The sequence below is a fragment of the Ruegeria sp. ANG10 genome (assembly GCF_040705255.1).
Taxonomy (GTDB): domain Bacteria; phylum Pseudomonadota; class Alphaproteobacteria; order Rhodobacterales; family Rhodobacteraceae; genus Ruegeria.
The window spans coordinates 218632-240242 of sequence record NZ_JBFCVU010000004.1 but is presented as its reverse complement, the minus strand read 5'-3'; the positions used below and the strand labels follow the sequence as shown (position 1 = coordinate 240242).

Sequence of the window (21611 nt, the reverse complement as noted above, 5' to 3'; positions counted from 1 at the left end):
TTTACCGGGTGCGCACGAATTTGATAACCGGCTCGCCTGCGGCATCCAGAAAGGCCAGCGCATCGCCTTCAACCGCGTAAGTGGTGACGCTTTGCAAGGCTAGGAAGAACTGCCGCTCAACCTCTTCCAAGGCCGGGGGACACGCCATCAGCGTGGCAGCCATATTGTCGGGGAACGCGATAGTCGCACCGGAAATGTCGGCCTGCCCGTTGAACCGGTTGCAGCTACCGCTGCCGGAAAAGGCACCGTCTTGGGCAAAGTTAATCTCTGGGCGGCGCTCGGCTTCAATCGGCGCGCCGTTCAGCGATGCGGCTGTCCATTGCGTGTTATCCAGCATGCTTCCCCCCTGCACCTGCACCAGCATAAGGTCTGCGGAACTCCCTGCCCCATCGGTTAGAACCGGATAAGCCGTATCGGTGGTGAACAGCAGGTCTTGCCCCTGGCTGATCGAGGCCCGCACCACATAGCGATGCCCGTCCTTGATCAGTGCGTCATCGAATGTCAGCTCGAACTGCGCAGGTACGCTGTCCATTGCATAGCGTTTAGCAGCAAGGGACACTGCCGGCGCATCAGCCAGAGAGACATCCTGAAGCTCGACATATAGCGTCGCATCGGGCGGCACGGCAATCCGCTCACGGTAGGCAGCGGTTCCCGTTACGGTTCCAGCATGGCTTTGGCTGCCCAAAATAGTCAGGACAAGAGCGCAGGCAACGATGGCCTGACCGAGCTTTGGAAATGGCATGACACAATCCTTTCACTTCCACTTTGGTGAAAAGATCGTGGCCAGATCAGTATTTACAAGACCTAGTGATCCAAATCGGCGATTCCACGCCTGACTTACAGGGGCCAGATCAGCGGGATCAGCAACGACGCCAGCAGCCCAACGGTCAGGTTCAGCGGAATGCCGACCTTCATGAAATCGACAAACCTGTACCCGCCCGGACCATAAACCATCATGTTGGTCTGATACCCGATCGGCGTCGCGAACGAGGCTGAGGCCGCCACCATCACCGCCACCACCAGCGGGCGCGGGTCAATCCCGACTGCCTGAGCCAACCCGATTGCAATCGGTGTCACCACCACGGCCACTGCGTTGTTTGATACCAGTTCTGTCAGCACCGAGGTCAGCAGGTATACGGCCCAGATGATCAGGAAGGGCGGCAACGCGCTGAGGCCGGGGGCAATCGCCTCGACAATCAGCGAAACAGCACCGGATTTGTCCAACGCGGCCCCTATGGCCAGCATCGAGAAGATCAACGCCAGCAGGCGACCTTCGACAAAAGAAAACGCCTCATCCGCGTCGATGCAGCGCGTGATTAGAACCACTGCAACTGCCAGAACCGACAGCAGCAGGATCGGCGCGACACCCAGCGCGGCCAAGGCGACGATACCGACAAGCGCGCCAATCGCGATGGGGGCATGGCTGCGCCGGAACGCGCGTGCAGACGGTTGCGAAACGTCGACCATGTCCATGTCGGCGGCCAGTTTCTGAATATCGGCAGGCGACCCCTCCAGCAGCAGCGTATCCCCGACCCGCACCACCAGATCATCCAGTTGACGCCCGATATTCTGGTTCCGGCGGTGTACAGCCAGCACATAGACACCATACCGACGCCGCAAACGCAGCGTGCCCAGCGTCCGACCCACCATGCGGCAACCTGGGGTGATCAGAACCTCGACCGTCTTGGTCTCAACCGCCGAGACCTGGTCAACGCGCTTTAGTTCCTTGTTGCTTTGCAAGCTCAGCAACTCGGTCATTTCAGTTCGCAGAACGACACGGTCGCCAAGTTTCAGCTCAACACCTTTCAGATTACGCCGCAGCGACTCATCCCCGCGGATTACGTCGATCAGCCGCACACCGGGGCGCTTGAACAGCTGAACCCCTGTTACCTCTCGCCCGATCAGGTTGCTTTCAGGCGGAATGACAGCCTCGGTGAAAAACTTCATTTTGGATCGGTCAGACAACAACGTCGCCATGCTGTCCCGATCCGGCAGCAGACGCGGCGCGATAAAGCGCAGGTAAACCATACCGTAGATCACCAGCGCGATGCCCAGCGGGGTCACCTCGAAAATGGTGAAGGCGGTCATCCCCTGCGCGCGGGCCACACCATCCACCAACAGGTTGGTCGAGGTCCCGATCAGGGTCAGCGTACCGCCCAAAATCGCCGCATAGCTGAGCGGGATCAGCAGTTTCGAGGCCGGAACGTTCAGCGTGCGCGCGATCTGCACAAAAACCGGGATCATTACCACCACCACCGGCGTATTCGAGACTACCGCCGAGGCCACCACAACGAATGCCATCAACATCCCAATGGCAAAGCGCGGGTTCACCTGCGCCTGCTTTTGCGCGGTCGAGGTAAACGCATCCAGCGCGCCAGTACGCACCAGAGCCCCCATGATGATGAACATCGCCGCAATCGTCCACGGCGCTGGGTTGGATAGAACCGCCAGCGCGCTCTGATAGGGCAAGATGCCAGTCACCAGCATGATGGCGACACCGCCGATGGCAACGACCTCGGTCGGGTAGACCTCGCGCAGGAACATGACGAACATGCCCGCGACAACCAAAAGCGCCAGTATCGCGCTGCCTGTTTCTGTCAGTTGAAGGAATTGCATTCTTGGTATTCTGTCCGAACCCTAGCCTGGCTTGCGCGCCCGGCAGCCAGTTTCACGCATTGCGCGCGGCAGAGCAAGCCTGACATCGCCTATTGCGGCCCGGCCTGCTGCAAACGCCCACCGATGCGCACCATTTGCACAGATTTTGCCTGCCCGTCGCGATCGTTGGTTTCGACGAACACTCCGCTCAGCGTCGCTTCGCCATTGGCCGGTGTGAATCGCGCCTTGGGCATGCCGGTGATAAAGCGGCGCATCGGCTCGACCTTGTCCATCCCGATCACCGAGTCATAGTCGCCACACATTCCCGCATCGGTCAGATACGCCGTGCCACCCGGCAGTATCTGCGCATCTGCCGTTGGTACATGCGTATGCGTGCCGACCACAAGGCTGGCGCGTTTGTCGCAGTAATGGCCCATCGCCATCTTCTCGGACGTTGCCTCGCAATGCATATCGACGATGATCGCCTGGGCCTGCCCGCCACGAGGATGAGATTTCAGAATGGGTTCAATCGCCGAGAACGGATCATCAAAGGGCCGCTTCATAAAGACCTGCCCCAGAACCTGCACCACCAGAACCTTGCGCCCACCTGGGGCTGTATACAGCCGATGCCCCCGCCCCGGCGCACCCTTGGCAAAATTCACCGGACGCACGATACGCGGTTCGCTCTCGATGAATTGCAGCATTTCTTTCTGATCGAACGCGTGATCACCCAGCGTTAGACAGTCCGCGCCCGCGTCCAGCAGCAACTTGGCATGATCACCGGTCAACCCCATCCCGTTCGAGGCATTCTCGCCATTGACCACAACGAAATCCAGCCGCCATTCGTCGCGCAAACGCGGCAGATGTTGCTGTATGGCCGTGCGTCCCGCGCGGCCCATGACGTCACCCAAAAAAAGTATCCTCATCCAACCTGTCCTAAGTGTGGTAATGACCAAGCACAAGTGATTAAGCTGCCTGCATAATCTGCCAAAGCCTTTAAAATAGGAGAATCTTGATGACTCGCTTCCTTCTGGCCATTGTTGGCCTGTCCGCACTTGCTGCCTGTGATGAGGGGCCAGCGACCGATTCCACCGCTCAGCTGGCGAACCCGGCAGCGACCTATTGCATCGACGCAGGAGCAAAGTATGAGATCCGCGATGGCGACAATGGCCAATCTGGCGTTTGCATTCTACCGGACGGGCGCGAAGTGGATGCGTGGGAGTTCTTCCGCGAGAACAATCCGGGCTGAAGCAATCAGGTCGAGAAGGTCAGAACCCGGCTTTCGGTAATCACCATATCCAACGGCTGATCTGTGGGCTCTAATGGCAGCCCCTCTGCCTCTTGCGCGTCAAAGGCAAAGCCAATGGCCAGCGTCGGACGCTTGGCGCGTAGACCCTCCAGCGTGCGGTCGTAAAAGCCGCCGCCGTAACCCAGCCGCCCGCCCTGCGCATCGAAAGCAACCAGCGGCACGATCAGAATTTCGGGATCAAAGTAATCGTCGACCTCGGGCACTTTAGCTCCGAATGGGCCATCTTTCAGCGTACCCTCTGGGGTCCAGCGCGAAAACTTCAGCGGTTGGCCCGCAGCCTGAATGACCGGCACACCGACCGGGCCATAGGCCGAAGCCTCAGCCATCGCTGCAAGCGGATCAATCTCGGTTCGGATTGGCATGTAACCGGACAGCGGCACGCCCCGATATCCGGCCAAGACTTCGGACAAGCGCCCCGCCACCCCGGGTAACCGAGTGTCAAATGCAGCCTTGCGGCGCGCAAAAGCCACCTTGCGCGCGGCGGATTTGATTTCGGTCAGATCGGTCACAATAGCACCACGCTGGCAAGTCCAAGGAACAGGAAGAACCCCATGACATCCGTTGTGGTCGTCACAAAGGTGCCGGATGCAAGCGCCGGGTCAGCGCCCAAACGGTCCAGCACCACTGGTACTACCGTACCGATGAACCCCGCGATGATCATGTTCACGACTAGGGCGGCACCGATCACGACACCCAGCATGGCGGAATCGAACCACATCATTCCCACGGTTCCTAAAACGATGGCGAAACATAGGCCGTTCAGCATTCCCACCAGCAATTCCCGCCGGATCACGCGCAACACGTTTGAACCAGTAAGGTCGCGCGTCGCCAGTGCTCGCACCGCAACTGTCAGCGACTGAGTGCCCGCATTGCCGCCCATCGACGCCACGATCGGCATCAGAATGGCCAACGCCACCAACTGATCAATCGCCGCCTCGAACTGGGAAATCACCAGCGAGGCGCAAATCGCCGTACACAGGTTCACCGCCAACCAAGGCAGGCGCCGTTTGCTCGTCGCGGCAACGCTGTCGGACAGCGAACTTTCGTTGCTGACCCCGGCAAGGTGCAGCATGTCCTCTTCGTATTCCTCATCCAGAACAACCATCGCATCGTCGATGGTGATCACACCGACCAGCCGCCCGTCGCTGTCGACCACGGGCGACGAGATCAGGTGATACTGGTTGAATGCATAGGCCACGTCCTCTTCGTCCTGATCGACAGGGATTGTGTGGAACTCTTCTTCGGCGATGTCGTGCAGCGGCACCTCGCGCCGGGCGGCCATCAGCTTGCCCAGCATCACCTGCGCTACTGGTTTCAGCCGGGGGTCGACCAGAACGACATGATAGAACTGTTCCGGCAGATCGTCATTGGCCCGCATAAAGTCGATGGCCTGCCCAACGGTCCAATGTTCGGGGGCCATGACGACCTCGCGCTGCATAAGGCGACCGGCCGAGTTTTCGGGGTAGGACAGCGCCTGCTCAGCCGCGATCCGCTCAGAATCCTCCAGCGCGTCAAGGATGGCCTCTTGCTGCGGCTCTTCGAGGTCTTCCAACAGGTCGACAACATCGTCGCTTTCCATGTCCCGCACGGCGTCGGCCAAAACGTCCGGGCGCAGCACATCGATGATCTCTTCGCGGACAGCATCGTCCAGTTCCGACAAGATATCGCCGTCGAATTCCTTGTCGTACAGATGGATCAGCTGAGTGCGTTCATTGGGGCTGATCTGTTCCAAAAGGTCGGCGATGTCGGCGGCGTGCAGCGGATCCATCAGCTCGATCAATTTGTCGCGATCATTTACTTCGACCGCGTACAGGATGTCCGCCACAGTCTTGCGATCCAGCGCATAGACATCTTCGTCACTTGTGGACTCGGTTACGGGTTCATCAAAGCCTGTGGTCATATCTGCCCCCGTTTCGCGCGCTCATTGCCCCCTAATTAGAAGAAGCAGCTACCGGAAAACAATGACAATGCGCCGATTTACCGACAAGTTTCGCCCGCCTATGCTGTTTCATAGTCCCACACAGGCGGAGATGAATGAATATGGCGCAAAAAACGCTGCTGAACGGGCGCGTCCTGAGCTTCACGGGTTCTCCCTTTGAAGTCGAACCGACCGAAGCCGTCAAAATCAGCGAGGCTGTTCTGATCGAAGACGGTCACATATCTGCAGTTGCGGACGCCGACAGCCTGCGCTCCGACCACCCAGATGCCAAGGTGGTGGATCACGGCCAGAACGTGATCATGGCGGGATTCGTGGACGCGCATGTGCACTACCCCCAAACCGCGATGATCGCGAGTTGGGGTAAACGCCTGATCGACTGGCTGAACACCTATACCTTCCCTGAAGAGATGAAGTTCGGCGATCCGGCTTATGCCTCTGAAATCGCCAACCTGTATCTGGGCCTGACAACCGCGCATGGAACGACGACCATGTGCAGTTTCTGCACCATCCACCCCGAAAGCGTCGACGCCTTCTTCGCCGCCGCGCAACAGCGCAACCAACGAGTTGTGGCGGGCAAAACCTGCATGGACCGCAATGCGCCCGAAGGTCTGAGGGATACGGCACAAAGGGCCTATGATCAGTCCCAAGCGCTGCTTGAGAATTGGCATGGCATCGACCGCCTGTCTTATGCCATCACCCCGCGTTTCTCGCCCACCTCCACGCCGGAACAACTGGAAGCTATGGGTGCGCTCTGGGCTGAATACCCGCACTGTCTGATGCAAACCCATCTGAGCGAACAAACCGATGAGATCGCCTGGGTCCGTGAGCTATTCCCCGAAACGCGCGATTATTTGGATACTTATGAGAAATTCGGGCTGCTGGGATCGAACGGCCTATATGGCCATGCCATCCATCTTGAGGCACGCGAACGCGACCGCCTGCGCGAGGTCGACGCGGCGCTGATTCACTGCCCGACCTCGAACACATTCATCGGCTCTGGCCTGTTCGACATGAACGGGTTGATGCGTGACGGCCACCGCATTGGGTTGGCAACGGATACCGGCGGCGGATCCAGCTTTTCGATGCTGCGGACGATGGCTGCTGCTTACGAAATCGGACAACTGCGCGGGACGCCGCTGCACGCCGCGCAACTTTTGTGGCTAAGCACGGTTGGCTCAGCACGCACGCTGCGGATGGACGATTGCATCGGCAACGTTGCACCGGGGATGGAGGCTGATCTGATCGTGCTCGACCTCGCCTCGACCCCCGCCATTGCCCAACGCGAAGCCTGCGCCGATGACCTGTGGGAGGCCATCTTCCCCACTATCATGATGGGCGATGACCGGGCGATTGCAGAGGTCTGGATCGCCGGTCAACGCGTTTCCAACTAGACTTGCAGGGCGCGGGCCAGCTGGTTCTGCCTCTCGATCACGCGGGGCATGTCCAAACTGGCGACATGCCCATCGCGCACGATCTGGCGGCCCTCGACGAACAGATGCTTGACCTTCACCGGCCCGGCCAACAGCAAAGCCGCCGGGTCCCAACTGCCGGCGCTTTCGATACAGCTTGTGTCCCAAATCGCGATGTCAGCGCGTTTTCTGGGCTCAAGACGTCCGCAATCAGGACGGTTCAGCACATCTGCACCACCGCGTGTCGCAATCTCTAGCACTTCGCGTGACGACATGGCGTCCGCACCGTTGGCTACCCGCTGCAACAGCATGGCCTGACGCGCCTCGAGGATCAGGTTGCCGCTGTCATTGCTGGCTGAACCATCCACACCCAGGCCAACAGGCACGCCGTGGTCTCGCATCGCGCGTACCGGTGCAATGCCTGAACCCAGACGGCAATTGGAACAAGGACAATGCGCGACGCCGGTCTGAGTTCTCGCGAACAGGTCAATCTCAGTTCCGTCCAGCTTGACACAATGGGCGTGCCAAACGTCCGGGCCGGTCCAGCCCAGTTCCTCGGCATACTGGCCTGGGCGGCATCCAAATTGGGCCTGCGAATAGGCGATATCCTCGTCATTTTCTGCCAGATGAGTATGCAGCATAACGCCCTTATCCCGCGCCAGATTCGCCGCATCGCGCATCAGGTCTCGGCTGACGGAAAATGGCGAACACGGCGCCAACCCGACCCGGCACATGGCCCCCTCGGACGGGTCATGAAACGCATCGACCACACGGATCATGTCGTCCAGAATCGCTTGCTCTTTTTCGACCAACGCGTCGGGCGGCAGACCTCCTTCGCTTTCCCCGATACTCATCGCACCGCGCGTCGGATGGAATCGCATTCCGATCTCGGCGGCGGCAGCAATTGTGTCGTCCAGCCGGGAGCCATTGGGGTACAGATAAAGGTGGTCGGAACTGAGTGTACACCCCGACAGCGCCAGCTCAGCCAGCCCGATCTGGGCCGAGACAAACATTTCTTCGGGTCCAAAGCGGGACCAGATGGGGTAAAGCGTCTTAAGCCAACCAAACAACAGCGCATCCTGCCCACCGGGCACCGCACGGGTCAGGCTTTGGTAAAGGTGGTGATGGGTATTCACCAGCCCCGGCGTGACTACGCATCCTGTGGCGTCATATGTTTCGCCGGTTGTTTGCAGCCCGTGGCCGATCTGGTCGATCTGTCCACCGCGGACCAGGATATCCGCGCCACAAAGCTCGCGGCGTGTGTCATCCATCGTCAGGATGGTGTCTGCATTCTTGATTAGGATTTCGGTCATGTCGCCCTCCTTGCATCCGCCCGTTTCGTGCAAGAAGGTAAGGGCTGGCGGAAAACGGGCACAAGAACCAGCCGGGCAGAGATTACCCGACCAGCCTTAACCCGACAACCTGTTTCAGTGGTTCTGCAAAAGCTCCAACGCCGCTGCATGCAAGTCTGCATTCGCGGCGGCAAGAACACGCCCACCTTCATGGGCCGTGCGACCCTGCCAATCGGTCACGATACCACCCGCGGCCTCGATCACCGCAATGGGCGCTTGAACATCATAAGCATTCAGGCCCGCTTCGATCACCAGATCGACCTGCCCCGCCGCCAGCAAAGCGTAAGCGTAGCAATCCATGCCATACCGGGTCAGTTGCACCTGTTGGGCCACAGCCTTGAACCCGGCGCGGTCTTCGGGGGTACCAACTTCGGGGAAGGTCGTGAACAGAATGGCTTGATTCAGGTTGAAAGTTTCGCGAGTTTTCAAAGGCATAGTCCCAGTTGGCCCGGTCGCCTGTGCAACATCCGCTGATCCAACGAAGCGCTCACCGATATAGGGCTGGTCAATGACGCCCAAGAACGGACCGTTCTGGTCGCTCAGCGCGATCAGCACGCCCCATGTCGGTGTACCGCTGATAAAACCGCGGGTGCCATCGATCGGGTCCAACACCCACGTCCGGCCGGAACTGCCCTGAACCTGGCCGAACTCCTCGCCGAAAATACCGTCATCGGGGCGGTACTTGGCCAGAACGTCGCGCATGGCCTTTTCTGCTTTCCGGTCCGCGACTGTGACCGGATCAAAACCGTCGGCCAGCTTGTTCGAAGTCTCAAGATTTGATTGTCTAAAAAACGGAAGAATGGCCGCACGCGCCGCGTCGGCCATTTCTTCAGCTACATCCAGATCACTTAAAGTTGTCTCTAGCATGCGTTACCCGTGCGGATCACACGTGCCAGAGTCAACCCCGGTTCTCTCAGGCGACGTCGCTCAGGACGCGGGCAAGTTCGAACAAGCGGCGGCGCTGGTTTTCCGGAATCGCATAGTAAGAGCGCACCAGATCCAGAGCTTCCTTGTCCCCCATCAGATCGGCTGGAACCGATTTCTTGCCAGTTGTTTCCTTTTCAGCCTCTTCCAGGCCCTCGAAGAAAAAGCTGACGGGAACATCCAATGCCTCCGCAATGTCCCAAAGGCGCGACGCGCTGATCCGGTTGGCCCCGGTCTCGTATTTCTGAATCTGTTGAAACTTAATACCAACCTGTTGCGCCAACTGCTGTTGGGTCATGCCAATCAGCCAGCGGCGATGCCTGACGCGTTTGCCCACATGGACATCGACGTGATGGGTCATTGGTATTCTCCTCTTAACTACACACACAACCAATCCGGGTGTGCGACATGCAAGTACTACCGCAACACTAGCGAGCCGCCCTTAACCACTCCCTAATCAGGAACATGCCCCCCAAATCAGCACCTGGAACAATATTGCTCTTTTTGGGCTTTTTTTCAAGAAGGTTGAATCTGTTTCGCCATGCACAGGACTAAGGTTGTGCCCTTTCGATCCCGCACACGCAATTGCCGTTAGGGAAGCCTGAGACGTCATCCACACAGTCCTTTCCGCCGCGCCGGGTAAGCGATTGACATTCCCCGGTCAGCACGAACCTATGCGCCAAACCACAGGAGCCCGACCATGCTGGCCTACAGAATTTCATCCTCGGACGCAGCCGCCCAGCTTTGCGACATTGACGTGCCGACCCCGCAAGAAGGCCAGGTCTGTGTCGCAATCAAGGCATGCGGTCTGAACTTTGCCGATCTGCTGATGCAGAAAGGAACATATCAGGACACGCCGCCCGCGCCGTTCACGCAGGGAATGGAAATCGCCGGAGTGGTCGAAACAACGGGTCCCGGCGTTTCGCATCTAAGCCCAGGTGACCGGATTGCGGTCTATTCAGGTCAGGGTGGTCTGGCTGAATTCGGTGTGTTTGACGCCGAACGCGCGATTCCCCTACCCGATTCGGTTAGCTTTGAGGATGCCGCCGCGATTCAGATCGCCTATGGCACCAGTCACATCGCCCTGGATCACCGCGCCCAATTACAACCCGGAGAAACCCTGCTGGTCACCGGCGCGGCTGGCGGCGTTGGCCTGACCGCGGTCGAGATCGGCAAGCTGATGGGGGCAACCGTAATTGCGCAGGCGCGCGGCGCAGACAAACTGGCGGTCGCTCAGGCAGCGGGGGCGGATCACCTGATTGATGCGTCCGAGGATTTACGCGCGCGTGTCAAGGAACTGGGCGGAGCGGACGTGGTGTATGACGCTGTTGGCGGCGACGTGTTCAAAGCCGCCTTTCGCGCCACCAACCCCGAAGGCCGCCTGCTGCCTATCGGCTTTGCAGGCGGAGATGTGCCGCAGATTCCGGCCAATCATCTGCTGGTCAAGAACCTGACTGTGATCGGCTTTTACATCGGTGGTTATCTGACCTTTCGGCCGCAGATCGTTCAAGACAGCTTTGACACGTTGTTTCGGTGGTGTGCCGAAGGGCGGATCAAGCCCCATATCAGCCACGTGCTGCCCCTATCGGAGGCCGAGAAAGGCCTGCAATTGTTGCGCGACCGCGCGGCAACCGGCAAGGTCGTGATTACGCCCTAACCGACCACAGCCTTCAGGGGCGCACTGCCGAGCATGCGGAAATTCTGTCGAACCAAAGCTGCAAGTGCCTCAACCAACGGCCCGCGTCCGGTATCGCCTCCGTACAGGTTGATCATATGTTCGGGCAGCTCAGGCAATACACCGCCATCATCGATTTGAACCAAATGCGCAGCCTCGGTTCCGTCGAGCATGGCGTGGACGGCCAAGTCAGCGGCGACGGTCGCCTCGATGGTGCGATCATTTTCGGTTTCAACCGACAGCTCCCACGGGATGCCAGCCTCATCCAATGCCGCGATGACCTGTGGCCGGAACATGCAGCGACGGCCAAGCGCTATTGGAATCGGCCGCTTGCGCCACGCCGACCCACCCGGCGCCCCGATCCAGCGCAACGGCAATTCGGCGATGGTTTCGCCCCCCTCGCCCGCATTTGCCTCAGTTGTGAGGATCAAATCGCATTCGCCGCGTTTGAACATTTCCTTCAACTGCATCGTGTACGAAGAAATCAACTGCACCCGCACCCGCGGGAAATCCACGTTGAACCGCTGCAGGACACGCGGAATAGCCGGGTAAACGATGTCATGCGGCACACCCAGAACGACTTCGCCCTCAAAGGCTTGGTCAGTGAGTTTCGAGATCACCTCATCGTTCAACGCAATCATCCGGCGGGCATAAGCCAACAGCTGTTCTCCGGACGCGGTCAGCGCGATGGTTCGGCCACTGCGATCCAGCAGTTCCAGGCCCAGCAGCTCTTCCAAACGCTTCAACTGCATTGAAACGGCGGATTGCGTCAGATGCAGGAACCCGGCGGCACGTGTCACTCCACCCTGATCCGCCACCGCCACAAACGATCGCAATGTCGTAATGTCCAAATTCCGCATGTTCACGAATCCTTATGCAACACTTCAAAAACATTCATTTTCAAAATGTCTCATAGTGCGCCATATAAATCAAGGAGCTTGATGAGAGATCGAAAACTCATCGAGGATCAATGAAAGGACATATATTATGACCCAAATTGCAATTCACAGACCTTGCCCGCCTCGTCGCCGCTTTGGCCTGACCATGTTGTTGGATGCGTTCTCGCTGCGTCGCCAGCGTTGCACGCTTGCCAGATTGGATGCCCGAGCGCTGGAGGATATCGGAATCACCCGTGAACAGGCTGATGCCGAAGCTGCTCGCCCCTTCTGGGATGCACCAGAATTCTGGCAAAAATGACTCTGACACTCATGTTTTCCCACTGAATGGCGGCCCGCTGACGCAGGTCGCCATTTTGTTGCATGTTTTAACCGGTTTCCCGCTCTAAACTCTTGAAACACGGCCCGCAGTTGCCGATATTTGCTGGGAACGGGGTCCGGGTTTCGGACCGCGAAAAGAATTATGTGAAGGGAGACCCTTTAATGGCACAATTTGACACGATCCGGACGGCTGCCGGTACGCGCGCTGCCCAGATTGACGAGGGCCTGCGCGCCCATATGAATAAAGTCTACGGCACGATGTCCGTGGGCATGCTGATCACGGCGCTCGCCGCTTGGGCGATTGCCGGTCTTGCCGTGACCTCTGACCCGACCAACGCAGTGGCACAAATCGGCGCTGATCGCTACCTGACCAGCCTGGGTGGCGCATTGTTCATGTCGCCGCTGAAATGGGTTGTGATCTTCTCACCGCTGGCCTTCCTGATCTTTGGTTGGGGTGCGCTGATGCGGCGTGGATCGGCTGCGGCTGTACAGCTAGGCTTCTTCGTCTTCGCCGCTGTAATGGGCATTTCGATGAGCTCGGTCTTCATGATCTATACGCCCTATTCGATTGCACAGACGTTCATCGTGACCTCGATTGCCTTTGCCGGTCTTAGCCTTTTTGGCTACACCACCAAGCGCAACCTGAGCGGCATGGGTACGTTCCTGATGATGGGCGTGATCGGCCTGCTGGTGGCGATGGTCATCAACATCTTCCTGCAATCACCTGCGATGATGTTCGCAATCTCGGCCATTGGTGTATTGATCTTTGCTGGTCTGACCGCATTCTACACCCAAGACATCAAAAACACCTACATTGCACATGCAACACATGGTGATCAGGAATGGCTGAACAAAGCCGCGATTGACGGCGCGCTGAGCCTGTACATCTCGTTCCTGAACATGTTCCAGTTCCTGCTGATGTTCATGGGGCAGCAAGAATAGCGCACCGTACCACAGCACCAATCAAACAGGGCGGGTCAGAAACGACCCGCCCTTTTCTTTTGGCCGCCACTTGGCCGCTTGCGCGACCCCAGAAGTAGGGTGGCCCTCGAGTTGGCGACCGAACAAGAAAAAGCCCCGTCCTGATGGCGGGGCTTCAAAATCTGACTTGTATAGGTGTCTTAGCTGCAGTTCAAAGGAACGGCAAAGCCCGAGCTGCGCTTGGAATTGCCTTTGCGATACACATTACCCGCCGGCAGACAACCAGTGAACTGCTCGACGTTCTGTCCAAAGCCTCCACCGTAAGTGTTGTTCACCTTACCGCTGGAAGTGCGCAATACACCAAACAGGGTGCCATTCACGTCAACTGTGCTGAGATACAGGTTGGCTCCGCTCGCGCTCAGATGAACGGCATCGTCGGCGTTCTGCCCGGCATTGTCGATCGCGACCCGAGCCACTTTATCAATTTCAGTTTCGTCCGTTGTGACATTGATTGTGGGCAGCAATGCCAGCTCGGCCGGGACATTTGTCGCGGGCGGCAGGAATGACGCTGTGCCCGGTACATCGGAAAGAGTACGGGGTTCGCCGTCGATTCCCGTGAATCCGACGCCTTGACGGTTGAACGGATCCTCGCAGGCTGCAAGGGCCAGAACGGTTATTGTGGATAACAAGATTTTTTTCATGGCGGCCAACATTTTGGAACGAGTTGTTGAAGCGTATGAGTAAGACGTCAAAAAAAGCAACCCGTCGACGATCCGATTGCCCCAATCGCTGATGCTTCGTTGCAACGGCGCGAAACGCCACAAGCCCGATCCCATCGGGGTATGCGCAAAGAAAAAGGGTTCTGCCGTGGCAGAACCCTTTAAAAACTGTCCAAGTTGGACGGCAGATTATTTAATCTTGCCTTCCTTATACTCGACATGCTTCCGAACGACCGGATCGTACTTACGAATGGTCATTTTCTCAGTCATGGTGCGCGCGTTTTTTTTGGTCACGTAGAAGTGGCCCGTGCCCGCGGTCGAGTTCAGACGGATCTTGATTGTCGTCGGCTTCGCCATGGTTATCTCCTGCGTCCGGAAAGGCAGGGGCCTTTCGGTTGAATTCCTATGAGCGTGCGCTTTTACTCGGTCGCGCAGCCGAGTCAACCAGATTCCGCGCACAACGCCCACAATTCCTGCTGTCGCACCCTGCCCCGGTTTGGCGCGATCACGGTTCTGTGATAAGGTCCCGCCATTCTATCCCACAAAGAAGCCGACGACAGGCTCGAATTCCGCAAAGGCAGAAACAGGCGATACCCTCTGACGGCAGGGTTTTTAAGCATGTTTTTGGGGGCTATCATGACGGAATGGAAACTTCAGGGCGAAGAATTGGCCAATTGCAATTGCAACTTTGGTTGCCCGTGCCAGTTCAGCGTTCTTCCAAGCCATGGCAATTGCGAGGCTGTTGTCGTGTTCGATATCGAATCCGGGAACTATGGTGACACCGATCTGGCCGGGGTGCGCGCGGCTGGCGTGTATCACTGGCCTGGCCCCATTCACGAGGGCAACGGCCAGATGCAGCTGATCATTGACGAAGCTGCCAGCGCCGACCAGCGCGCCGCTATTGAGGCCATCATGAAAGGTGAGGACACCGACGAGATGGCCACCATGTGGTACGTCTACAGCGCCATGGCCCCGACAAAGCATGAAACTCTGTATGCTCCGATTGAGCTGAAATGGGACCGGGACGAGCGCGCTGGATACGCCAAGGTTTCCGGTGTCTTCGACGTAGAGGTCAGCCCGATCCCGCATATCGTTTCGGGCATGCCGCACAGGGCCTCGATCCAACTGCCCAATGGGTTTGAGTATCGTCATGCCGAAGCAGCTTCGGGGACCGCCAAGACTACGGGCGGCGCGATCAGCCTAACCTTTGACGCGACACACGCGCATTTGGCGCATCTCAACATCTCGGGCCACGGAGTCCTCGGCGCATAGCGGAGGCTGACATGAGCACGTCCCCTCCCCGACCCGGAGTCGTAGATCGGGTGCTGCGGCGCGACAGCGGCATCGTTCTGTTCTGCGTTCTGCTTATTATCCTGAGCGCGTCCTGGTACACGATTGCGGGCATCGGTATGAACATGTCCGCCATCGACATGACCCGAATGGCTGGCCCGATTGGCGAGCCGATGAGCATGGCGACAGAAACACGCTGGACACCGATCTACGCCGTTCTGATTTTCCTAATGTGGTGGGTCATGATGATTGCCATGATGACCCCCAGCGCCGCCCCCACTGTGCTGTTGTACACGGCCATCAAACGGATGGGCCCGGACAAGTTGCGGGCGTCGCGTCTCAGTCTGCTTTTTTTGACGGGCTATCTGGTTGCCTGGGCGGTGTTCAGCATCATTGCGACAGGCGCACAATGGGCGATGGAAAGCATCGGACTGTCCGATGGGCCGATGATGACGATCCACTCGAAATTTTTTGCCGGATGCGTGCTGATCGCTGCGGGGGTGTACCAGTTGTCCAGCCTGAAAACCGCCTGTCTGCGCCACTGCCGCAGCCCAGCCCAGTTTCTTGCCGATCACAACCGGCCTGGCGCCTATGGCGCGTTTTGCACCGGCGCGCTGCATGGTGCGTTTTGTCTGGGATGTTGCTGGGCGTTGATGTTGCTGCTGTTCGTGGGCGGTGTGATGAACCTTTATTGGATTGTGGGCATTGCCGTTTATGTCGCGCTGGAAAAACTGATGCCGCGGGTGCGGTGGTTCGTTCCGTTCACTGGTGTTGCATTAATCGTCGTGGGCGTTTGGCTGATCGCGATCGCATAGATCGCGACAGGTTGAAATGTTCATAAGGGTCGAAGGACCGGCCAAATTTCGGGTCCTGCATTAACTTTTTTGACAGGAGGTAGTCATGCCTATTTTCATTACCTACGCATCCTATTCGCAGGAAGGCGTCAAGGGAATGCTCAAGAAACCCGTGGACCGCTCGGGCGCGGTCAGGGCATTGCTGAAAAAAGCCGGCGGTAAGCTGGTGGCGTTTTACATGACCTCTGGCGACAATGACGTAGTGGTTGTCAGCGAACTGCCGGAAGGCACGGATGCAGTTGCCATAGGCATGGCCGTTGCAGCATCAGGCGCGGTGTCAAAAGTTGAAACCGTGCGCGCATGGAAGGCAAAGGACTTTGTCGCCGTGACCAAAAAAGCCGCAAAATTGACCGGAGCCTACAAAGCGCCGGGCCGGTAAACAGGAAATACGCGCGGAGGGCCTGTAAGCCGGATCTTGTTCCGGGGTTGCCCCCTTCGATGACCATTCCTCTAGGCCGCGCATTGTTGCGCGGCTTAAGCAGCCAACGCGGTCCCTCTCGGCCAAGACACGCTTAGCGGCGGTATCGCCTGACGCAGCTTGGTCGTCGCGCGTGTTTGGCTGTCTCGACTGAGTTGATTGCAGAAGTTTGAATCAACCGACCAAAGTTTTGCCCAATTGTGAAATTACTCAAGGTTGGAATACCAGCCATGAGCACATTTATGACGTACAAAATCATCCCCCTTTTTCTTCTTGTAAGTGCCTGCGGAGACTCGGTTTCGACCATACCCATCCCTCACACTCCAATCGGGTCCGAGCAAGCCGCGGCCAGCGAGTCGACGAAATCCACGGCGACGGCAACAAGTTATCAAATTTCGCCAACTGAGACAGTTTCAGTGAAAAAGGCAGGCCCAAATACAACGGTTGAAACATACACCTACGGGGCGCCGGTTCAGTCTGCTGCCCTGAATGTTTCAGTTCCCACTTCGGGCGCGGTTCCAACCTACTCTGTCAGCGCGCGCAAAACCAATGCAGAGGCCGCTGCAAAAGCAACGAACAAAACCACACCCGGAGTGCCCGTAGAAATTGGAAACTTTGAGGGCCAGCTGCGCCGTATTGATGTAAATGGATCAAGCTACGGCGTTGTCTGGCCATTGAAAAACCTTCCGACCTTTACCTGGAAGAAATACCGGGCTTGGGAATCTGCCATGATACAAACCATTACAACGGAAACTGGCTGTCCAATGAAACGAGTGCGCGACGGCGGTTTGGTTAAAGGTTTGTGGAGTAATTCCTTCGTCATTCCCCTAGATTGCTGAATTTAATCGAGAAATCGCGCGGAGGGCCTGTAAGCCGGATCTTGTTCCAGGGTTACCCCCTTCGATGACCATTCCTCTAGGCCGTGCATTGCTGCGCGGCTCAAGCTGCCAACCCGGTCCCTCTCGGCCAAGACGCGCTTAGCGGCGGTATCGGCTGACGCCGACCGGCCCGCGCGGGGACCCTATTTGGCATTGCTCCCGGTGGGGCTTGCCGTGCCGCCGCTGTTGCCAGCGGCGCGGTGGGCTCTTACCCCACCGTTTCACCCTTACCGCGTATTGCCTGAGGCGAACCTCTGCAATAGTGCGGCGGTCTGATTTCTGTGGCGCTTTCCGTCGAGTTGCCCCGCCCGGGCGTTACCCGGCACCGTTGTCTTGTGGAGTCCGGACTTTCCTCTCGGGCATATGCCCCAGCGGCCATCCGGCCCTCCGCGCCGGGTGTGGGTATGCCCTAGGTACGGCGGCGTCAAGGGTGGATGGGCGGTGAAGGGGCCAGCCCCTTCTTGGCCGTCGGCCAATTCATCCCCGAGGTATTTTCAGCCAGATGAAGAGCGGATCAGATTTTCTTGGTCAATGGAACAAGGTCGACCTGTTCCAGAGGACCTCTACCCCATGGCCGATATCTGAGGCGCACCGTGGCCAGAAGCGTGTCGTCATCCGTCTCAGCCGTGTAACCTGCAGCGCGTGCCAGCGCATTGAACGTATGTAGCGGGGTATTGCCGGGGTCGTGTTGAGAGCGCTTTCCGGCAAGGGCCATGTGTTCCAGACGCTGCCATGGGAAGCGCGGACCGGGATCGGACTTACGGCCCGGCGCCATGTCGGAATGGCCGATTACATGTTCAGGGGGGATAGCCCACCGTTTCATGATTTGGTGTAACAGGGTTCCCAAAACGCCCAGCTGCGGCTCGGAAAAAGGGTGCGCGCCGGTGTTGTCCAGTTCAATCCCGATCGAGCGGGAATTGATATCGCTCTGGCCATGCCACTCACCCGCCCCGGCATGCCAGGCCCGATCCTCCTCGCGCACCATCTGCCAGAGTGTGCCATCGCTGCCGATCAGGTAATGCGCGGATACTTCATGGGCAGGGTCGCACAGCCGGTCCAGCGCCTCGGTTGCGCTGTCCATCGCGGTATAGTGCAGCACGATCAGCGACGGGGTCAGCCCATCCCTGCGCTCGCCAAAGTTAGGGGACGGGTGCCAGTTAGGCGTCAGCGGCTCAGTTGTTGACGGCACTGCGGAACGGGCTGGGGTCCCAGCCACAAGCGTAGCCATCGCCATCCGGGTCAAGTCCCTTGCGGTCGCGTTGCGGGCCACCGTTGGACAGGAACTCAATCTGAGCTTGATCCGGGGATGGAAAGCGGGCGCAATTGCGCTGCGCCTTGGCTTGCAGGTTCAGACCTGCACGGCTGTATAGCTGGGTCCCGACCGGGTTCGATGTGTTCAGCGCGTATTGCACGATATTGGGCTGACCATCCGTTCCACGTTCCGGAACGGCGGTGGGCGCGACCACCTCATAGGTCTGGCGGTTCTGTTCGATCAATGCGGCGTCGGATTCGATGGTGCGACGGTCAGAGACCGCTCCGAAATCCTGCTCATCGGAAATCGCGTTGTTGATGGGGTCTTCGACGGGCGACGGTGCCGGAGTGATCGCGCCTTGCCCTGAGGTGCCTGCCAGCGCAGCCGCGGTCGCCGAAGCGATGTCGGCATTTTCGCCGGTTGGTAACGGGGCCACTGTTCCAGGCGCGCCCAGCTGCTGTTCGGACACTTCGGGCGGGCCAAGCAGCGGGTTACCAGTATATCCCTGCCCCGCCAGTTGGGCCTCACGCTGTGCCTGATAGGTGGGGCTGTTGAAATCCGTGCCACCTATCGGGGCCACCGAATTACAGGCGGCCACGAACCCGATTGCGGGGATCAGAAGCGTAAAGCGCATCCAGCTGCTCCGTCTTGCGTTGTCTTGCCTGACCTGAGGATTACCACCATTTGCCAGGCTTGGCCACAAACCCGGCGGCGTTTTCCAGCGCATAGGCCGTGTTGAGCAGATCGCCCTCTTCCCACGGGCGACCAATCAGCTGCAGCCCCAGCGGCAGGCCCTGTTTGTCCAGACCGGCAGGCACAGAGATGCCAGGCAAACCGGCCAGGTTCACAGTCACAGTAAAGACGTCGTTCAGATACATCTGAACCGGGTCCGCCTCGGTCATTTCACCCAGACCGAAAGCGGCCGACGGCGTTGCCGGGGTCAGGATTGCGTCGACGCCTGCGGCGAAGACATCTTCGAAGTCTTTCTTGATCAGGGTGCGGACGCGACGCGCGCGATTATAGTAAGCGTCGTAGAAACCTGCGGACAGCACATATGTACCGACCATGACGCGGCGCTGCACTTCATGGCCAAACCCTTCGGCGCGGGTTTTTTCGTACATCTCGGTGATGCCGTCGCCCTGCGCCAACTGCGCGCGGCGGCCATAGCGGACGCCGTCATAGCGCGCAAGGTTCGAGGAGGCCTCGGCCGGGGCAATCACATAATACGCTGGGAGCGCGTATTTGGTGTGCGGCAGCGAAATATCTACGATCTCGGCCCCTGCCGCTTTCAGCATCTCGGCCCCTTCGGACCACAGCTTTTCGATCTCGGCGGGCATGCCGTCCATGCGGTATTCTTTTGGGATACCGATTTTCTTGCCCTTGATGTCGCCCGTCAGCATCGCCTCGAAGTTCGGGACGGCCAGTTCGGCGCTGGTCGAATCCTTGGCGTCGTGACCGCACATGGTTTCCAGCATAATCGCCGCGTCACGCACGTTCTTGGTCATCGGCCCGGCCTGATCCAGCGAGGACGCAAAGGCCACGATACCCCAGCGCGAGCAACGGCCATAGGTCGGCTTGATACCGGTGATGCCAACAAAGGCGGCAGGCTGACGAATCGAGCCGCCGGTATCGGTGCCGGTTGCGGCCAGACACAGGTCGGCAGCAACAGCCGAAGCGGATCCGCCCGACGAACCACCCGGTGTCAACTGCGCGTCATCATTACCGCGACGCCACGGGCTGACCGCGTTGCCATAAACCGAGGTTTCGTTGGACGAACCCATGGCAAATTCATCCATATTCAACTTGCCCAGCATCACGGCACCCGCATCGGCCAGTTGCTGCGAAACGGTGGATTCGTATTCAGGCTTGAAGCCATCCAGAATCTTTGACGCGGCTTGCGATGGAACGCCCTTGGTGCAAAACAGGTCCTTGATACCAATCGGCAGACCGCACATGGACGGCGCGTCGCCACCCTTGATCCGCTCATCCGCGGCCTTGGCGCGTTCCAACGCAATCTCGGGCGTTTTATGGACAAAAGCGTTCAGCGCGTCGGCGTCTTCGATGGCCTTGAGGCAGGATTCGGTCAGCTCAACCGAGGTCACATCACCCTTGCGCAGCGCGTCGCGGGCCTCGGCCAGGCCCAGTTTGTTCAGATCGCTCATGTCTTACTCCACCACTTTGGGGACTGCGAAAAAGCCTTCGCGCGCGTCGGGGGCGTTGGCCAGAACCTTGGCCTGCTGATTGCCGTCGGTGACCACATCCTTGCGACGCTTCAGGCGCATCGGCTCGACCGAGACCATCGGCTCGACGCCTTCGACATCGACCTCATTCAGTTGCTCGATGAACCCAAGAATGGTGTTGAACTCGGACGCCAGCGCGGGCAGCGCGTCATCCTCGACCTTAATCCGGGCCAGTTTGGCCACCTTGGCGGCGGTGCTTTGGTCAATCGACATCGGAAAACCTCATATGCGTTAGGGGGCATTTACCCGTCTGGTGCCCGGGTCGCAAGTCCGCCGAAGGGCAGATGTGACCCTGTTTCCGCCGTGGATGCGTCCAACCATTCAAAATTGAATAGCACGTATACGCAAAAGTAAACCGATTAGTTCAGTTCTTATCTTGAAAAAGTGAACCAAACTGTTCACTTCATAATGCATGGCACAGCCAATAACCGGAGACAGAAAATGAAAACCTTCATCACCGCAGCCCTTTTGACCGCATCCATTCTGAGCACCCCGGCCATGGCCTTTGGTCCCAGCGCGCAAACCCTGATCCCCGACCTCTCGTTCCCGACCCCCTCGTCCGAGACGGTGACACAGGACAAAGCCAAACTGGGCAAATAAGATGACGCGCGCGGCCGGG

At 58.6% G+C, this 21611-nt stretch carries 25 protein-coding genes and 1 other RNA gene; 10 read left to right on the top strand and 16 right to left on the bottom strand.

The window, feature by feature from the left end:
• Window position 1: 1 nt before the first annotated feature.
• The 3 genes from AB1A64_RS11100 to AB1A64_RS11090 form a co-directional block, all read right to left on the bottom strand.
• Entirely contained in the window at window positions 2–742 is a 741-nt protein-coding gene (locus AB1A64_RS11100; protein ID WP_366551463.1) for a YbaY family lipoprotein, read from the bottom strand.
• 95 nt (window positions 743–837) lie between these two features.
• The gene (locus tag AB1A64_RS11095; RefSeq protein ID WP_366551462.1) at window positions 838–2616 is read right to left on the bottom strand and encodes an SLC13 family permease; all 1779 of its coding nucleotides are present in this window, start codon (window positions 2614–2616) and stop codon (window positions 838–840) included.
• An 89-nt stretch (window positions 2617–2705) separates the two neighbouring features.
• A complete protein-coding gene (locus AB1A64_RS11090; RefSeq protein ID WP_366551461.1) occupies window positions 2706–3521 on the bottom strand; it encodes a TIGR00282 family metallophosphoesterase in 816 nt (271 codons plus the stop codon).
• Window positions 3522–3610: 89 nt separating this feature from the next.
• Here AB1A64_RS11090 and AB1A64_RS11085 point away from each other — a divergent pair, with 89 nt between their 5' ends.
• Complete coding sequence (locus AB1A64_RS11085; protein WP_366551460.1) at window positions 3611–3844, top strand: DUF333 domain-containing protein; 234 nt, start codon at window positions 3611–3613, stop codon at window positions 3842–3844.
• 5 nt (window positions 3845–3849) lie between these two features.
• On the opposite strand, the gene AB1A64_RS11080 is transcribed toward AB1A64_RS11085, so the two are convergent.
• On the bottom strand, window positions 3850–4413 hold the full coding sequence (locus tag AB1A64_RS11080; protein WP_366551459.1) for a 5-formyltetrahydrofolate cyclo-ligase: 564 nt from the start codon (window positions 4411–4413) through the stop codon (window positions 3850–3852).
• Window positions 4410–5804 (bottom strand): magnesium transporter, encoded by a 1395-nt coding sequence (mgtE, locus tag AB1A64_RS11075; RefSeq protein WP_366551458.1) that lies wholly within the window; start codon window positions 5802–5804, stop codon window positions 4410–4412. Before mgtE ends, AB1A64_RS11080 begins: the two co-directional genes overlap by 4 nt.
• A gap of 140 nt (window positions 5805–5944) precedes the next feature.
• Between mgtE and guaD the strand changes: the two genes are divergently transcribed.
• The gene (gene guaD / locus AB1A64_RS11070) at window positions 5945–7234 is read left to right on the top strand and encodes a guanine deaminase (protein WP_366551628.1); all 1290 of its coding nucleotides are present in this window, start codon (window positions 5945–5947) and stop codon (window positions 7232–7234) included.
• Here the strand turns inward: guaD and AB1A64_RS11065 are convergent.
• The 3 genes from AB1A64_RS11065 to AB1A64_RS11055 form a co-directional block, all read right to left on the bottom strand.
• A complete protein-coding gene (locus AB1A64_RS11065; RefSeq protein WP_366551457.1) occupies window positions 7231–8565 on the bottom strand; it encodes an 8-oxoguanine deaminase in 1335 nt (444 codons plus the stop codon). The two genes, guaD and AB1A64_RS11065, sit on opposite strands and share 4 nt — an antisense overlap.
• Before the next feature lie 114 nt (window positions 8566–8679).
• Window positions 8680–9471 (bottom strand): histidinol-phosphatase, encoded by a 792-nt coding sequence (gene hisN, locus AB1A64_RS11060; RefSeq protein ID WP_366551456.1) that lies wholly within the window; start codon window positions 9469–9471, stop codon window positions 8680–8682.
• Between the two features lie 46 nt (window positions 9472–9517).
• Window positions 9518–9889 (bottom strand): helix-turn-helix transcriptional regulator, encoded by a 372-nt coding sequence (locus AB1A64_RS11055; protein WP_170490074.1) that lies wholly within the window; start codon window positions 9887–9889, stop codon window positions 9518–9520.
• Between the two features lie 339 nt (window positions 9890–10228).
• Here AB1A64_RS11055 and AB1A64_RS11050 point away from each other — a divergent pair, with 339 nt between their 5' ends.
• A complete protein-coding gene (locus tag AB1A64_RS11050; RefSeq protein WP_366551455.1) occupies window positions 10229–11185 on the top strand; it encodes an NADPH:quinone oxidoreductase family protein in 957 nt (318 codons plus the stop codon).
• Here the strand turns inward: AB1A64_RS11050 and AB1A64_RS11045 are convergent.
• Window positions 11182–12063 (bottom strand): LysR family transcriptional regulator, encoded by an 882-nt coding sequence (locus tag AB1A64_RS11045; protein WP_366551454.1) that lies wholly within the window; start codon window positions 12061–12063, stop codon window positions 11182–11184. The two genes, AB1A64_RS11050 and AB1A64_RS11045, sit on opposite strands and share 4 nt — an antisense overlap.
• Window positions 12064–12190: 127 nt before the next feature.
• Here AB1A64_RS11045 and AB1A64_RS11040 point away from each other — a divergent pair, with 127 nt between their 5' ends.
• Window positions 12191–12400 carry a DUF1127 domain-containing protein gene (locus AB1A64_RS11040; protein ID WP_170347952.1) on the top strand — a complete coding sequence of 70 codons (210 nt, stop codon included), beginning with the start codon at window positions 12191–12193 and terminating at the stop codon, window positions 12398–12400.
• Between the two features lie 182 nt (window positions 12401–12582).
• Window positions 12583–13362 (top strand): Bax inhibitor-1/YccA family protein, encoded by a 780-nt coding sequence (locus AB1A64_RS11035; protein WP_366551453.1) that lies wholly within the window; start codon window positions 12583–12585, stop codon window positions 13360–13362.
• Between the two features lie 179 nt (window positions 13363–13541).
• Here the strand turns inward: AB1A64_RS11035 and AB1A64_RS11030 are convergent, their stop codons facing one another.
• Window positions 13542–14165, bottom strand: a complete 624-nt coding sequence (locus AB1A64_RS11030) for a hypothetical protein (protein ID WP_366551452.1) — start codon at window positions 14163–14165, stop codon at window positions 13542–13544.
• Window positions 14166–14249: 84 nt separating this feature from the next.
• On the bottom strand, window positions 14250–14417 hold the full coding sequence (rpmG, locus tag AB1A64_RS11025) for a 50S ribosomal protein L33 (protein ID WP_037309480.1): 168 nt from the start codon (window positions 14415–14417) through the stop codon (window positions 14250–14252).
• Window positions 14418–14696: 279 nt separating this feature from the next.
• On the opposite strand from rpmG, the gene AB1A64_RS11020 reads away from it, so the two are divergent.
• The 4 genes from AB1A64_RS11020 (at window position 14697) to AB1A64_RS11005 (ending at window position 17461) form a co-directional block, all read left to right on the top strand.
• Window positions 14697–15332, top strand: coding sequence for a DUF1326 domain-containing protein (locus tag AB1A64_RS11020; protein WP_366551451.1), 636 nt, complete (start codon window positions 14697–14699; stop codon window positions 15330–15332).
• An 11-nt stretch (window positions 15333–15343) separates the two neighbouring features.
• Window positions 15344–16165, top strand: a complete 822-nt coding sequence (locus AB1A64_RS11015; protein ID WP_366551450.1) for a DUF2182 domain-containing protein — start codon at window positions 15344–15346, stop codon at window positions 16163–16165.
• An 85-nt stretch (window positions 16166–16250) separates the two neighbouring features.
• Entirely contained in the window at window positions 16251–16583 is a 333-nt protein-coding gene (locus AB1A64_RS11010) for a GYD domain-containing protein (protein ID WP_170516524.1), read from the top strand.
• A gap of 269 nt (window positions 16584–16852) precedes the next feature.
• Window positions 16853–17461 carry a hypothetical protein gene (locus tag AB1A64_RS11005; RefSeq protein ID WP_366551449.1) on the top strand — a complete coding sequence of 203 codons (609 nt, stop codon included), beginning with the start codon at window positions 16853–16855 and terminating at the stop codon, window positions 17459–17461.
• A 14-nt stretch (window positions 17462–17475) separates the two neighbouring features.
• On the opposite strand, the gene rnpB is transcribed toward AB1A64_RS11005, so the two are convergent.
• The 5 genes from rnpB to gatC all read right to left on the bottom strand — a co-directional run bounded on the left by rnpB (window position 17476) and on the right by gatC (window position 21205).
• An RNA gene (gene rnpB, locus AB1A64_RS11000) (RNase P RNA component class A) lies at window positions 17476–17891 on the bottom strand.
• Between the two features lie 123 nt (window positions 17892–18014).
• On the bottom strand, window positions 18015–18728 hold the full coding sequence (locus AB1A64_RS10995; RefSeq protein WP_366551627.1) for an N-acetylmuramoyl-L-alanine amidase: 714 nt from the start codon (window positions 18726–18728) through the stop codon (window positions 18015–18017).
• Entirely contained in the window at window positions 18673–19386 is a 714-nt protein-coding gene (locus AB1A64_RS10990; protein ID WP_366551448.1) for a hypothetical protein, read from the bottom strand. The genes AB1A64_RS10995 and AB1A64_RS10990 overlap by 56 nt, the downstream gene beginning before the upstream one ends.
• 40 nt (window positions 19387–19426) lie before the next feature.
• The gene (gene gatA / locus AB1A64_RS10985; protein ID WP_366551447.1) at window positions 19427–20914 is read right to left on the bottom strand and encodes an Asp-tRNA(Asn)/Glu-tRNA(Gln) amidotransferase subunit GatA; all 1488 of its coding nucleotides are present in this window, start codon (window positions 20912–20914) and stop codon (window positions 19427–19429) included.
• A 3-nt stretch (window positions 20915–20917) separates the two neighbouring features.
• The gene (gene gatC, locus AB1A64_RS10980; RefSeq protein WP_366551446.1) at window positions 20918–21205 is read right to left on the bottom strand and encodes an Asp-tRNA(Asn)/Glu-tRNA(Gln) amidotransferase subunit GatC; all 288 of its coding nucleotides are present in this window, start codon (window positions 21203–21205) and stop codon (window positions 20918–20920) included.
• 228 nt (window positions 21206–21433) lie between these two features.
• Between gatC and AB1A64_RS10975 the strand changes: the two genes are divergently transcribed.
• Entirely contained in the window at window positions 21434–21592 is a 159-nt protein-coding gene (locus tag AB1A64_RS10975) for a hypothetical protein (protein ID WP_366551445.1), read from the top strand.
• Window positions 21593–21611: the final 19 nt, after the last annotated feature.